Below are 13,826 nucleotides of genomic sequence, written 5' to 3'. Positions count from 1 at the left end.
TAGACTTGTCGACGGCTCTCCGCGCGGCGGCATCCAGGCCAATTCCCCCAGGGCGGAAACGCAGCAAGGGTAACCGGGCTCTGCTGGGTGCGCGGAGGGTCTTTTCTTTTGCCCGGCGACTCCTCAGGACGTCCTGCGAGAATCGACGGGTGAGCACCGTGGAGCAGCAGCAGCCGAGAACGCTGAGTCGATTCGCCTCTCCTGTGGCACTGCTCGCCGTGATGTGGATCGTGCAGCTGGCCGACAGCATCCTCCCCGGCTCGTTCTCCGTCTTCGGCATCCGCTCCTGGGACCCGGCGGGACTCGGCGGCATCGTGCTCGCGCCGCTCCTGCACTCCGGGTGGCCGCACCTGATCGGCAACTCGGTGCCCTTCCTCGTCCTCGGCTGCATCGTCGCGATCGAGGGCCCCCGCAGGTTCTGGGCGGTCACCGCGTTCGCGACGGTCATCGGCGGGCTCGGCACCTGGCTCGTGAACGCCCCCGGCACCCTCACGGTCGGCGCCTCCGGTCTCGTCTTCGGCTACTTCGGCTACCTCGTCGCCAGGGTGTTCGCGCCGGGCCGCGTCTCGCACCGCATCCTCTACGCCGTGGTCGCGCTCGTCGTCATCGGGATCTACGGCGGCACCATGCTCACGGGCATCTTCGGCGCGGGTGCCGGCGTCTCCTGGCAGGGCCACCTGTTCGGGGCCGTCGGCGGTGCGCTCGCCGCGTTCGCCGGACGGCATCCGGACCGCCGCACATGACGAAGACGCGCACAGGGCGCAGGCCGACGGCCCGCCGCTCCTCCGCCCGTGCTCGCCCGCGCCGACGCAGGCCGTCCCCGCGCCGCCGCGCCCAGCTCCGGTCGCAGCGCAGGCGGATGCTGCGCCGCATCTCGCTGTGGAGCGCGGCGATCGTCGTCGTGGTCGGCGCGGCCGTGCTGATCCCGCTCGGACTCGCCCACGAACCCGCCGTCTACTGCGCGACGGAGCCCGCAGGCTTCCCGGATGCGGGGATCGCCGGCTGGGAGGGGGAGCAGCTGGACAACGCCGCGACCATCATGCTCACGGCATCCGCCCTCGGATTCGGACGCGACGGGCAGATCCTCGGGGTGATGACCGCGATGGGCGAGAGCAGCCTGCGCAACATCGACTACGGCGACTGGGAGACGTCGGGATTCCGCAACCCCGACGGGACCAGGACCACCAGCATCGGGCTCTTCCAGCAGCAGGACTGGTGGGGCAGCGCCGAGCAGCGGATGGACCCGGCGACGGCCGCCACGCTGTTCTACGGCAAGCTCTCGACGCTCGAGGGCTGGCAGCAGATGCCGGCGTCGCACGCGATCCACCGCGTGCAGGTCAACACGGATGCCGACTACTACACGCGGTACCAGGAGGACGCGACCGCCGTGGTCGACGCCCTCACGAGCGGATGCACGGCGCCGGACGCGGGCGCCGCACAGGCGGCGCGTCTAGGCTGAGCCCGTGGCGCAGAGCATCTACATCACCTCGGCCGAAGGCCATACCGGCAAGTCGACGATCGCGCTCGGAGTGCTCGACGCGCTGATGCGCGTCAGCCCGCGTGTGGGCGTGTTCCGCCCGATCGCCCGCTCGGTGGCGGATCGCGATGAGATCCTCGAGCTGATGCTCGCGCACGACGGCGTCCATCTCGACTACGACCTCTGCGTCGGCGTCACCTACGACGACGTGCGCGACGACCCAGAGCGCGCGCTGTCGACCATCGTCTCCCGCTTCAAGGCGGTCGAGGCGCAGTGCGACGCCGTCGTGATCGTCGGCAGCGACTACACCGACGTGGCGAGCCCGGCCGAGCTCGGCTACAACGCGCGCATCGCGGCGAACCTCGCCGCTCCCGTGCTGCTCGTGCTCTCGGGCCGCGACGGTCAGCGCCAGGCGGAGCAGCTCGGCACCACCACGGCCCGCTCGGCCGCCGCCGTCGGGCAGATCGCCGCCCTCGCGCTCGCGGAGCTCGAGGCCGAGCGCGCCGAGCTGTTCGCGGTCATCGTGAACCGCGCCGACCCCGATGCGCTCGACGACGTCGCCGACGCGGTCTCGGCCGTGCGTCCGGCGCGGAGCACGCCGGTGTGGGCTATCCCCGAGGACCGCACGCTCGTCGCGCCGTCGATCCGCGGCATCCTCTCCGCCGTCGACGGACGCCTCATCAAGGGCGACCCCGACCGTCTCGCCCGCGAGGCCCTCACCATCGTGGTCGCCGGCATGTCGATGGTGAACGTGCTGCCCCGCATCACGGAGGAATCGGTGGTCGTGATCCCGGCCGACCGCACCGAGGTGCTGCTCGCCACCCTCCTCGCCGACGCGTCCGGCACCTTCCCGCGCGTCTCCGGCATCATCCTCAACGGTCCGTTCCCGCTGCCGGAGCCGATCGTGCGGCTGCTCGACGGCTTCACGTCGACGGTGCCGATCATCGCGACCGATCTCGGCACCTACGACACCGCGGTGCGCGTGATGGGCGCACGCGGGCGCATCTCGCCCGACTCGAGGGCGCGCTATGACCGGGCGCTCAGCCTCTTCCAGACGCACGTCGACGTCGCCGAGCTCACCACCCAGGTGGGCCTGGCCGAGTCGCGCGTCGTCACGCCGCTGATGTTCGAGTACGGCCTCATCGAGCGCGCCCGCGCCGACCGGCGGCGCATCGTCCTGCCCGAGGGCGACGATGATCGCATCCTCCAGGCCGCGTCCACGCTGCTCGCCCGGGAGGTGGCGGATCTGACGATCCTGGGCGACGAGGCCACGGTGCGCGCGAGGGCGATCGAGCTGGGCGCCGACATCTCGGCGGCGCAGGTGCTCAGCCCGCACGACCCCGAGCTCGTCGAGCGCTTCGCCGCCGAGTACGCGCGGCTGCGCGCGCACAAGGGCATCACGCTCGCGCAGGCCGCCGACACGGTCACCGACGTGTCGTACTTCGGCACCATGATGGTGCACACCGGACTCGCCGACGGCATGGTCTCCGGCGCCGCGCACACCACCGCGCACACGATCCGACCGTCGTTCGAGATCATCAAGACGAAGCCCGGCGTGAAGGTCGTCTCCAGCGTGTTCCTGATGGCGCTCGCCGACCGCGTGCTCGTGTACGGCGACTGCGCCGTCATCCCCGATCCGACGAGCGAGCAGCTCGCCGACATCGCGATCTCCTCCGCGGCCACCGCGCGGCAGTTCGGCATCGAGCCGCGGATCGCCATGCTGTCGTACTCGACGGGGGAGTCCGGTTCAGGAGCCGATGTCGACAAGGTCCGCGCGGCCACGGCCCTCGTGCACGAGCGGGCGCCGGAGCTGCTGGTCGAGGGTCCGATCCAGTACGACGCCGCGGCCGACGCCGCCGTCGCCAAGGCGAAGCTCCCCGACTCGGCCGTCGCCGGACGGGCCACCGTGTTCGTTTTCCCCGATCTGAACACCGGCAACAACACCTACAAGGCCGTGCAGCGATCGGCGGGAGCGGTCGCGATCGGCCCCGTGCTGCAGGGGCTGAACAAGCCGATCAACGACCTCTCCCGCGGGGCGCTGGTCGACGACATCGTGAACACCGTGGCGATCACGGCGATCCAGGCCCAGGGAGGGGCGGCATGAGCGCGATCCTCGTCATCAACAGCGGCTCCTCGTCGCTCAAGTACAGCCTGATCGACATCGAGGGCGAGCACGAGCTCGCGAGCGGCCTGATCGAGAGGATCGGCCAGGAGTCGAGCCCGGTTCGGCACACGGTCCGACCGGACACGACAGCGGATGCCGTCGTCACGATGCTCGACGCCGACTATCGCAGCGAGCAGCACATCGTCGACCACGATGCGGCTTTCGCGGTCATGCTCGAGCAGTTCGCCGCCCACGGGCCCTCCCTCGAGGAGCATCCGCCCGTGGCCGTCGGTCACCGCGTCGTGCACGGCGGAGCGCGATTCTTCGCCCCCACGCTGATCGACGCCGACGTCGAGCGCCAGATCGAGGAGCTCGCGGTGCTGGCGCCGCTGCACAACCCGGCCAACCTCGCAGGCATCCTCGCGGCGGAGGCCGTGTTCCCCGATGTGCCGCACGTCGCGGTCTTCGACACCGCCTTCCACCAGACGCTCCCGCCCGCGGCGTACACGTACGCGATCGATGCGGAGCTCGCCCGCGAGCACAGGGTGCGGCGCTACGGCTTCCACGGCACCAGCCACCAGTACGTCAGCGAGGCCGCCGCGGCCTTCCTCGGGCGCGACCTCTCGACGCTCCGCCAGATCGTGTTCCACCTCGGCAACGGGGCCTCCGTCACGGCGATCGACGGCGGCCGATCCGTCGAGACGTCGATGGGGCTCACCCCGCTCGAGGGGCTCGTGATGGGCACGCGGTCGGGAGACATCGACCCCGCGGCGCTGGTGCATCTCGCGCGCCGGGCCGGATACACGATCGACGCCCTCGACGCTCTGCTCAACACCCGCAGCGGACTGGCGGGGCTCGCCGGGCGCAGCGACATGCGCGACATCCTCGCTGGTCGCGAGGCGGGGGAGGAGGCGGCGACGCTCGCCTTCGACGTCTACGTCCACCGGCTCCGCGCCTACGCGGGCGCCTACATCGCGCAGCTCGGAGGGGTCGACGTGATCTCGTTCACCGCGGGAGTCGGGGAGAACGCGGCGCCCGTGCGCGCCGAGGCGATGGCGACGCTCGGATTCGCCGGAGTCGAGATCGATCCCGCCCGCAACACCGCCCGTGAACGCGGAATCCGGCGCATCTCCACCGACGACTCCCCGGTGACGGTGCTCGTCGTGCCGACGAACGAGGAGCTGCAGATCGCGCGTCAGACCGCCGAGATGCTCTGAGCATCCGCCCGCGCGCCCCACGAGTCCGACACCGGCGTATTCGGGGGTTACCTCACCCGGCCCTCCGCACTACGCTGGCACAGTGGCACGGAGAGGTGCCGACCCCCTCGTCCTTCTCCTGGAGGCTCCTGTGCCCGAAGCCCTTCCCGATCTGCTCGCCGCCGACGGCGTGCTCTTCGACCTCGACGGCGTGCTCACGCCGACCGCCGAGGTGCACATGCGCGCATGGAAGGTCGTGTTCGACGATGTCTTCGCGAAATGGAGCATCGAACCCCCCTACACGGATGCCGACTACTTCGACTACGTCGACGGCAAGAAGCGCTATGACGGCGTCGCCAGCCTGATGCGCAGCCGCAACGTCGAGATCCCGTGGGGTGCGGTCGATGACACCCCGGACGCCGACACGATCTGCGGCATCGGCAACCGCAAGAACGACGCCTTCGCCGCGTCGCTGCGCAGCGAGGGCATCGCGCCCTTTCCGGGCTCCCTCGCCCTGATCGAGCGGCTGAGCGCCGCAGGCATCCCGCTCGGCGTGGTGTCGAGCTCGAAGAACGCGGAGGAGGTGCTGGCCGCGGCCGGCATCCGCTCCTTCTTCCGCATCGTCGTCGACGGCGTCGTCGCCGAGAACGACGGGCTGGCCTCGAAGCCGGCGCCCGACATGTTCCGCGCCGGGGCCGTCGCCCTCGGCGTCGACCCTGCCCGCAGCGTGGCCGTCGAGGACGCGACGTCCGGTGCCGCATCCGCCGCGGCCGCAGGCTTCGCGACCGTGGTCGGCGTCGACCGCGGGACCGGCGCCGACGCGCTGCGCGCCGCAGGAGCCACCGTCGTCGTCGACGACCTGTCCGCTTTCGCACCCGACTCCGAGGAGATTGCATGATCGACCGCGACCGCTTCCCCGTCGACCCCTGGCGCCTGATCGAGACGCGCTACACAGAAGACGGGGTGGGTGAGACGCTGTTCGGCGTCGGGAACGGCTACCTCGGACTCCGCGGCAACCACATCGAGGGACGCGGCGCGCACGAGCACGGCACATTCATCAACGGCCTGCACGAGACCTGGCCGATCCGTCACGCAGAGCAGGCGTACGGCTTCGCCGAGGTGGGGCAGACGATCGTCAACGCTCCGGACGCCAAGGTCATGCGCGTCTACGTCGACGACGAGCCCATCTCCTTCGACGACGCCGACGTGCGCGAGTACCGCCGCACGCTCGACATGCGCACCGGTGTGCTGGAGCGGGTCGTCGTCTGGGAGACCCCGTCGGGCAAGCGGGTGCGCATGCGCGACGAGCGCATCGTCAGCTTCGAGGAGCGCCACCTCGCGATCCTCCGGCTCGAGGTCGTCGTGGAGAACTCCGACGCCCCCGTGACGATCAGCTGCCAGCTGCTGAACCGGCAGGACGGCGCGGGCGTCTACGCCGGCACCCCTGTGGAGGCGCAGGGCGCGGGCTTCGACCCCCGCAAGGCCGAGAAGATCGCCGAGCGGGTGCTGCAGCCCGCCGAGCACTGGCAGGACGGCCTGCGCTCCGCGCTGTCGTACCGCGTCGCGGCGTCGGGCATGACGGTGGCCGTCGTCGCCGACCACATCGTCGAGACGGAGAACGAGTACAGCGCCCGCACGCTGATCGAGTCCGACATCGCCAAGAACGTGTTCCGCGTGCAGGCGAAGGCGGGCGTGCCGATCACGGTCACGAAGCTCGTCAGCTATCACACGTCCCGCGGAGTGCCCCCGCGCGAGCTGGTCGACCGCTGCCGCCGGTCGCTCGACCGCGTCGTCGTCGAGGGCGTGGCCGCGCAGTTCCAGCGTCAGGCCGAATGGCTCGCCGCCTTCTGGGAGCGCAGCGACGTGCAGATCGGCGGTCACGACGATCTGCAGCAGGCGACCCGCTGGTGCCTCCTCCAGCTCGCCCAGGCGTCCGCGCGCGCCGACGGCACGGGCGTCGCGGCCAAGGGCGTCTCCGGGTCCGGCTACAGCGGCCACTACTTCTGGGACACCGAGATCTACGTGCTCCCGTTCCTCACCTACACGTCGCCGCAGTGGGCGCGCAACGCACTGCGAGCCCGTGTTCTGATGCTGCCCGCCGCGCGCCGCCGCGCCGAGCAGCTGAACGAGGCCGGCGCCCTGTTCCCGTGGCGCACGATCAACGGCGAGGAGGCCTCGGCCTACTACGCTGCCGGCACCGCGCAGTACCACATCAACGCCGACGTGAGCTTCGCGCTCGGCAAGTACGTGCGCGCCACCGGAGACGAGGAGTTCCTGCGCCGAGAGGGCGCCGACATCGCGATCGAGACCGCCAGGCTCTGGGCGACGCTCGGCTTCTGGCGGGTGTCCGACGGCCGGGAGACCTTCCACATCCACGGCGTCACGGGGCCCGACGAGTACACCACCGTCGTGAACGACAACCTCTACACGAACGTCATGGCGCGCTACAACCTGCGCTACGCCGCGAAGGTGGTGCGAGAGATCGCCGCTGACTTCCCGGAGGACTACGCCCTCCTTGTGGAGCGCACCGGCCTCGGCGCCGGCGAGGCCGACGAGTGGGAGCGCGCGGGGGAGGCGATGTTCATCCCGTACAGCGAGGGCCTCGGCATCCACCCGCAGGACTCGCTGTTCCTGGAGCGCGAGGTCTGGGACCTCGCGCACACTCCGGCGACCCAGCGTCCGCTGCTCCTGCACTTCCACCCCCTCGTGATCTACCGGTTCCAGGTGCTCAAGCAGGCCGATGTCGTGCTCGCGCTGTTCCTGCAGGGCAACCACTTCACGCCGGAGGAGAAGCGCGCCGACTTCGACTACTACGACCCGCTGACGACGGGCGACTCGACGCTGTCCGCCGTCGTGCAGTCGATCCTGGCGGCCGAGGTCGGCTACCAGGACCTCGCGCTGAAGTACTTCGAGCAGTCGATCTTCGTCGACCTGCACGACCTGCACCACAACGCGGCGGACGGTGTGCACGTGGCGTCGGCGGGCGGCGTGTGGACGGCGCTGGTGAGCGGCTTCGGCGGCATGCGCGACTACGCGGGCGAGCTCAGCTTCGACCCGCGGCTCCCGGCCGACTGGCCGTCGCTCTCGTACCCGCTGCAGTGGCAGGGCTCTGCGATCCAGGTCACGGTGGCCAGGGACGCGCTGACGGTCGAGGTGCGCTCCGGCGAGCCTGTGCCGTTCACCGTGCGCGGCGCCGCCTTCGTCGCCACGACGGAGGATGCCGTCGTCGTGGCGCTGGCCGATCAGGGGCCCGTCATCGCAGGTCGCCCGACGCTGCGTCAGTTCGAGGGTGCGCGCCGCGAGGACGGCACGCGCCTGTCGGCGTCGGTTCCCGTCATCACGACGTCGATCCCGGTGATCGAGCCGATCGACTGAGCCGCGCACTCCGTATCCGTCGACGCCCCCTCTGCTCGTCGGCGCCGCACCTGGTTGACGACGATCAGGTGGGGCGCCGGCGGCAGGGTGGGGCGTCGTCGTCGGCTCGGGGATGAGCGGATGCCGGGGCGCGGCTGAGCGGATACCGGGCGGGGCGCGAAGTCCCTCGAGGGGGAGCCCCGAGTGTCCGCGGTACGCCGTAGGCTGGTCTGGTGACTACAGCCCTCTATCGCCGCTACCGGCCCGAGTCGTTCGGCGAGATGATCGGGCAGTCCCAGGTGACCGATCCGCTGATGACCGCGCTGCGCGGCGACAGGGTCGGCCACGCCTATCTCTTCTCCGGTCCCCGCGGCTGCGGCAAGACGACCTCGGCCCGCATCCTGGCGCGCTGTCTGAACTGCGCCGAGGGCCCGACCGACGTCCCCTGCGGGAAGTGCCCGAGCTGCATCGAGCTGTCGCGCGCGGGCGGCGGATCCCTCGATGTCGTCGAGATCGACGCGGCGAGCCACAACGGCGTCGACGACGCGCGCGATCTGCGCGAGCGTGCGACGTTCGCACCGAGCCGCGACCGGTACAAGATCTTCATCCTCGACGAGGCGCACATGGTGACGCCGCAGGGCTTCAACGCCCTGCTCAAGCTCGTCGAGGAGCCTCCGGAGCACGTCAAGTTCATCTTCGCCACGACCGAGCCCGAGAAGGTGCTCGGCACGATCCGTTCGCGTACGCACCACTACCCGTTCCGGCTCGTTCCGCCCGCGGCGATGCTGGAGTACGTCGAGAAGCTGTGCACCGAGGAGGGCGTCGTCGTCGAGCAGGGAGTCCTTCCGCTCGTCGTGCGCGCCGGAGGCGGATCGCCCCGTGACACGCTGTCGCTGCTCGATCAGCTGATCGCCGGTTCCGACTCGCCCGCCGGCTCGGAGACCGTGACCGTCGCGTACGAGCGCGCCGTGGCTCTTCTCGGCTACACGCACGCGACCGTGCTCGATGAGATCGTCGACGCGCTCGCTGCGGGTGACGCGGCCGCCGCGTTCCCGGCGATCGACAAGGTCGTGCAGACCGGGCAGGATCCGCGTCGATTCGTCGATGACCTCCTCGAGCGGCTGCGCGACCTGATCGTGATCGCCGCCGTCGGCGCGGGTGCCTCCGCGGTGCTGCGCGGCATCGCCGCCGATGAGCTGGACCGCATGCGCGAACAGGCGGCCTCCTTCGGCTCGGCCCGTCTCTCGCGCACCGCCGACATCGTGAGCGCCGCTCTCGACGACATGTCCGGCGCGACCTCTCCTCGTCTGCATCTCGAGCTCCTGGTCGCCCGCGTCCTCGCCGGGGGAGGTGCGGATGCCGCGGCACCCGCGCCCGTCTCCGCCGCTGCTCGCCCCGCGGCGGCTCCGGCCCCTGCATCCGCGGCTCCCGCTCCTGCAGCCTCCGCCCCTGCTTCCGCTGCTCCGGCTCCTGCGACCCCCGCATCAGCTCCGGCAGCCCCCGCACCGGCGGCTCCAGCGGCACAGACGCCGGCCGTCCAGCCGTCGTCTGCGCCCGTGGTCGCCCCGCGAGGGAGCGGAGCGGGCGAGGCAGAGCGCGGTGAGATCTCCGTGGACTCGGCCGCTCAGCCGGCGCCGGATTCCCCGTCGACGTCTGAGGCTCCCGCCGCGGCATCCGCTCCGGCGCCGTCCGGCCCGGTCACCTTCGAGCGCATCTCGGGGTCGTGGTCGGCCGTCCTCAAGCGTCTCGAAGACATCAGCCGCACGTCCTGGCTGCTCGCCACTGCGGTGCAGCCGCTCGCGTTCGACACCGCGAGCGAGGTGCTGACTCTCGGCTTCACGAGTCAGCACGACGTACAGAAGTTCAAGGGGACGGTTCCGGGTTCCGGTCCGTCCGACCATCTGCGCACGGCGATCGAGCAGGAGCTCGGTGTGACGGTCAAGTACCGCCCGGCCCCCATGCCCGCCGGGGGTGCACCGCGACAGCCCGCGGCCGCCTCGTCGCCCTCTTCTCCGTCCGGCGATGCGCCCGCTTCGGAGCCTGCGTCAGCGGGGTCATCCCGTCCGCAGGTCCGCAGTGATTCCGCCGGTCCCGTCACGGAGTGGGCCGTCGCGTCGATCCCGTCGGCCGGCGGGCAGGGCGCGGCCTCGGGCGGAGGGGCGGAGACGCCGATCCCCGCAGCGTCGACGTCGGCTGCGCCGGTGCCGGTGACCGCGGCGTCGGTTCACGCTGCGCCGACTCCGGCTACTCCTTCTCCGTCCGCGCCGGGATCGACGGCATCCGCTGCCCCGTCCGCGCCCGCGACGTCGGTCTCCTCATCGCCGACCGCGGCATCGCCGATGTCCGTCGATGGGCCCCCGCTGCCCGATGAGCCGCCGTACTACGACGACGAGCCGCCCTACGACCCCGCCTACGAACCGGCGATGTCGAGCGCTCCGCCGCGGCGCCCCGAGCAGAGCGCATCGGCGCCGACAGCGGCATCCGCTGCGCCCGAACCCCGGCGCTCCGCGCCGGCGCCCGTCGTCACCGAGCGCACCCCCGCCGGGGGAGTGCAGCGCTACGGCGAGGCCGTGATCCGCCAGGTGCTCGGCGCGACGTTCGTGCGCGAAGAGCCCTACGAGCCCCCGACGAGGTTCTCCTGATGTACGACGGCATCGTCCAAGAGCTGATCGACGAGTTCGGGCGGCTTCCGGGCATCGGCCCCAAGTCCGCTCAGCGCATCGCGTTCCACATCCTGCAGACGCCGACGTTCGACGTCGCGCGCCTTGCGGAGCTGCTCACCGAGATCCGCGTGCGGGTGCGGTTCTGCGAGATCTGCGGCAACGTGTCCGAGCAGGACCGCTGCGCGATCTGCCGCGACCCCCGCCGCAACCCGGCGCTGATCTGCGTGGTCGAAGACGCGAAGGACGTGGCGGCGATCGAGCGCACCCGCGAGTTCCGGGGGCTGTATCACGTGCTCGGCGGAGCGATCAGCCCGATCGCCGGCATCGGCCCCGACGACCTGCGCATCGCACAGCTGATGACCCGCCTCGCCGACGGCAGGGTCCAGGAGGTCATCCTCGCGACCAACCCGAACCTCGAGGGCGAGGCCACGGCGAGCTACCTCAGCCGTCTCCTCACCACGATGCAGATCACGGTCTCGCGACTGGCCTCCGGACTCCCGGTCGGCGGCGACCTCGAGTACGCCGACGAGGTCACCCTCGGACGCGCCTTCGAGGGCCGGCGCGTTCTGTGAACGCCCACACCGGCTTCACCCGCCGGGGATGGCTCCTCTTCGCGGCGATGTGCCTCCTCTGGGGCGTGCCGTACCTGTTCATCAGCGTCGCTGTCGAGTCCATCTCGCCGCCGGCCATCGTCGCCGGACGCACCCTCATCGCGGCGCTCCTTCTGCTGCCGTTCGCGATCCGCTCCGGCGCGCTCAGAGCCGCTCTCAAGATGTGGCCGTGGGTGCTCGCCTTCGGTCTCGTCGAGATGGCCGGCCCCTTCCTGCTGCTGGGGCATGCCGAGATGACGCTGCCGTCGGGCATGACCGGGCTGCTCGTCGCCACGGTGCCGCTGTTCGCGGCCCTGATCGCCCTCGGCGGCGGCGACCGCGGCGTGCTGCGCCCCGCTCGCGCGATCGGTCTCGTCGTCGGCTTCATCGGCGTCGCGATCGTCGTCGCGGGACCGGGTCTGTTCGGCGGGCACGTGAGTCTGCTGGCGGCCGGCGAAGTGCTGCTCGTCGCGGTGCTCTACGCGATCGCGCCGTTCATCGTGGCGCGCAAGCTCGGCGATGTGCCGTCGATCGGCACCATCACCCTCTCTCTTCTGATGATCGGCATCCTGTACCTGCCGATCGCTCTGCTCACCCAGCACCGGATGCCGACCCTCCCGTCGATCGGAGCGCTGATCGCCCTCGCCGTCATCTGCACCGCGGTGGCGTTCCTCGCCTTCTTCGCCCTGATCCGCGAGGTCGGCCCGGTGCGCGCTCCGCTGTTCACCTACGTCAATCCGGTCGTGGCGATCATCCTGGGCGCCATCGTCCTCTCCGAGCCGCTGACGCTCGGACTCGTGATCGGCTTCCCGCTGATCATCGCCGGATGCTGGTTCGCCGGCACGGGCGGCCGACTCCGCCCCGCGGCATCCGCTCCCGCGCCGCTGCCGCCCGCGCCCTGACGGCCCCGTGATCACGGACGCCCCGAGCCCGGCCCCGTCACATGCGCGTCGGCGCATACGGGGTCTCCGTAGAATGGGCGTGGGCGGATCCGCCCGACATCCCAGGGAGTGAACGTGGCCCTCATCGTGCAGAAGTACGGCGGCTCCTCTGTCGCCGACGCAGAGAGCATCAAGCGCGTCGCCAAGCGCATCGTCGACACGCGTCGCGCGGGGCACGACGTGGTCGTCGCCGTCAGTGCGATGGGCGACACCACCGACGAGCTGCTCGATCTCGCCAACGAGGTCGCGCCGATCCCTGCGCCCCGCGAGCTCGACATGCTGCTGTCCAGCGGTGAGCGCATCTCGATGGCGCTGCTGGCCATGGCCATCCACTCGATGGGCTTCGAGGCGCGGTCGTTCACCGGCAGCCAGGCGGGCATGATCACCGACTCGCAGCACGGCGCCGCCCGCATCGTCGACGTCACCCCCGTGCGGCTGCGCGAGGCTCTCGATGAGGGGGCGATCGTGATCGTCGCCGGCTTCCAGGGCTTCAACCGCGACACCCGTGACATCACCACTCTCGGCCGCGGCGGCTCCGACACCACGGCCGTCGCCCTCGCGGCGGCGCTCGACGCCGACGTGTGCGAGATCTACAGCGACGTGGACGGCATCTTCACCGCCGACCCCCGCGTCATCCCGAAGGCTCAGAAGCTCGACCACATCACCAGCGAGGAGATGCTCGAGCTCGCCGCGAACGGCGCCAAGGTGCTCTACATCCGCGCCGTCGAGTACGCACGCCGCCACGGCGTCCTGATCCACGCCCGTTCGACGTTCTCGTCGTCCGAGGGCACGTACGTTCTGGGCGAGGGCATGAAGAACCCCCGCGAATCCGAGGGAGCAGACATGGAAGAGCCGATCGTCGCCGGAGTCGCCACCGACTTCAGCCAGGCAAAGATCACCGTCGCCGGCGTGCCGGACGTTCCCGGCAAGGCGGCCGAGATCTTCAAGATCGTCGCCAAGTCGGGCGCGAACGTCGACATGATCGTCCAGAACGTGTCCGCGACCGGGCGCACCGACATCTCCTTCACCGTGCCCAAGGCGGATGCCGCCGCGGCGCTCAAGGCCCTGGCGGGCGACCAGACCGAGGTCGGCTTCCAGAACCTCATCCACGACGACCAGATCGGCAAGCTCTCAGTCGTCGGGGCGGGCATGCGCACGCACTCCGGTGTCTCGGCGACGCTCTTCGAGGCGCTGTCGGCCGGCGGCATCAACATCGAGATGATCTCGACCTCCGAGATCCGCATCTCGGTCGTGCTGCGCGACACCGACCTCGCCGAGGCGGCGCGCACCGTGCACACGGCCTACGGGCTCGACGGCGATGCCGAGGCCACGGTCCACGCCGGCACCGGTCGCTGAGACGCCGCTCGCTCGCACGCAATCGCCGGGCCGTCGGCATCCTGACATCGACGGTGTGAAAACCGCCACGACGACCTGGGCGAGTTCCCCGCCGCGGTAGACTCGCGGAAACCCTGACATCGGCGCCAGGCGCGGCATCCGCATC

General features: G+C 71.0%; 10 protein-coding genes and 1 other RNA gene. All 11 read left to right on the top strand.

All coding sequences use genetic code 11. The annotated features are described in order from the left end of the window. Positions 1–10: 10 nt before the first annotated feature. The 11 genes from ffs (at position 11) to CQ047_RS08240 (ending at position 13,681) form a co-directional block, all read left to right on the top strand. Positions 11–107, top strand: an RNA gene (ffs, locus tag CQ047_RS08290) — signal recognition particle sRNA small type. 42 nt (positions 108–149) lie between these two features. Beyond that, positions 150–743: a rhomboid family intramembrane serine protease gene (locus CQ047_RS08285; protein WP_223586027.1), complete on the top strand. Its 594-nt coding sequence runs from the start codon at positions 150–152 to the stop codon at positions 741–743. Next, positions 740–1,459, top strand: coding sequence for a hypothetical protein (locus tag CQ047_RS08280; protein WP_181155879.1), 720 nt, complete (start codon positions 740–742; stop codon positions 1,457–1,459). Before CQ047_RS08285 ends, CQ047_RS08280 begins: the two co-directional genes overlap by 4 nt. A 4-nt stretch (positions 1,460–1,463) precedes the next feature. Next, positions 1,464–3,581 carry a phosphate acetyltransferase gene (gene pta, locus CQ047_RS08275; RefSeq protein WP_105674118.1) on the top strand — a complete coding sequence of 706 codons (2,118 nt, stop codon included), beginning with the start codon at positions 1,464–1,466 and terminating at the stop codon, positions 3,579–3,581. Then, positions 3,578–4,798, top strand: a complete 1,221-nt coding sequence (locus CQ047_RS08270) for an acetate/propionate family kinase (protein ID WP_105674116.1) — start codon at positions 3,578–3,580, stop codon at positions 4,796–4,798. The genes pta and CQ047_RS08270 overlap by 4 nt, the downstream gene beginning before the upstream one ends. Before the next feature lie 82 nt (positions 4,799–4,880). After that, positions 4,881–5,675: a beta-phosphoglucomutase family hydrolase gene (locus CQ047_RS08265; protein ID WP_374954055.1), complete on the top strand. Its 795-nt coding sequence runs from the start codon at positions 4,881–4,883 to the stop codon at positions 5,673–5,675. After that, positions 5,672–8,152, top strand: coding sequence for a glycoside hydrolase family 65 protein (locus CQ047_RS08260; RefSeq protein WP_105674112.1), 2,481 nt, complete (start codon positions 5,672–5,674; stop codon positions 8,150–8,152). The genes CQ047_RS08265 and CQ047_RS08260 overlap by 4 nt, the downstream gene beginning before the upstream one ends. Before the next feature lie 212 nt (positions 8,153–8,364). Further along, positions 8,365–10,773 carry a DNA polymerase III subunit gamma and tau gene (locus CQ047_RS08255; RefSeq protein WP_181155878.1) on the top strand — a complete coding sequence of 803 codons (2,409 nt, stop codon included), beginning with the start codon at positions 8,365–8,367 and terminating at the stop codon, positions 10,771–10,773. Then, a complete protein-coding gene (recR, locus tag CQ047_RS08250; protein WP_105674109.1) occupies positions 10,773–11,366 on the top strand; it encodes a recombination mediator RecR in 594 nt (197 codons plus the stop codon). The genes CQ047_RS08255 and recR overlap by 1 nt, the downstream gene beginning before the upstream one ends. Further along, complete coding sequence (locus CQ047_RS08245; RefSeq protein WP_105674107.1) at positions 11,363–12,286, top strand: DMT family transporter; 924 nt, start codon at positions 11,363–11,365, stop codon at positions 12,284–12,286. The genes recR and CQ047_RS08245 overlap by 4 nt, the downstream gene beginning before the upstream one ends. Positions 12,287–12,400: 114 nt before the next feature. Next, positions 12,401–13,681: an aspartate kinase gene (locus CQ047_RS08240; RefSeq protein ID WP_105674171.1), complete on the top strand. Its 1,281-nt coding sequence runs from the start codon at positions 12,401–12,403 to the stop codon at positions 13,679–13,681. The last annotated feature ends 145 nt before the right edge of the window (positions 13,682–13,826 follow it).

The organism is Microbacterium sp. MYb72 (genome assembly GCF_002979415.1).
GTDB lineage: Bacteria > Actinomycetota > Actinomycetes > Actinomycetales > Microbacteriaceae > Microbacterium > Microbacterium natoriense.
Note: the sequence above shows the minus strand (reverse complement) of the source record. Positions and strands in the feature narration are given on the sequence as shown.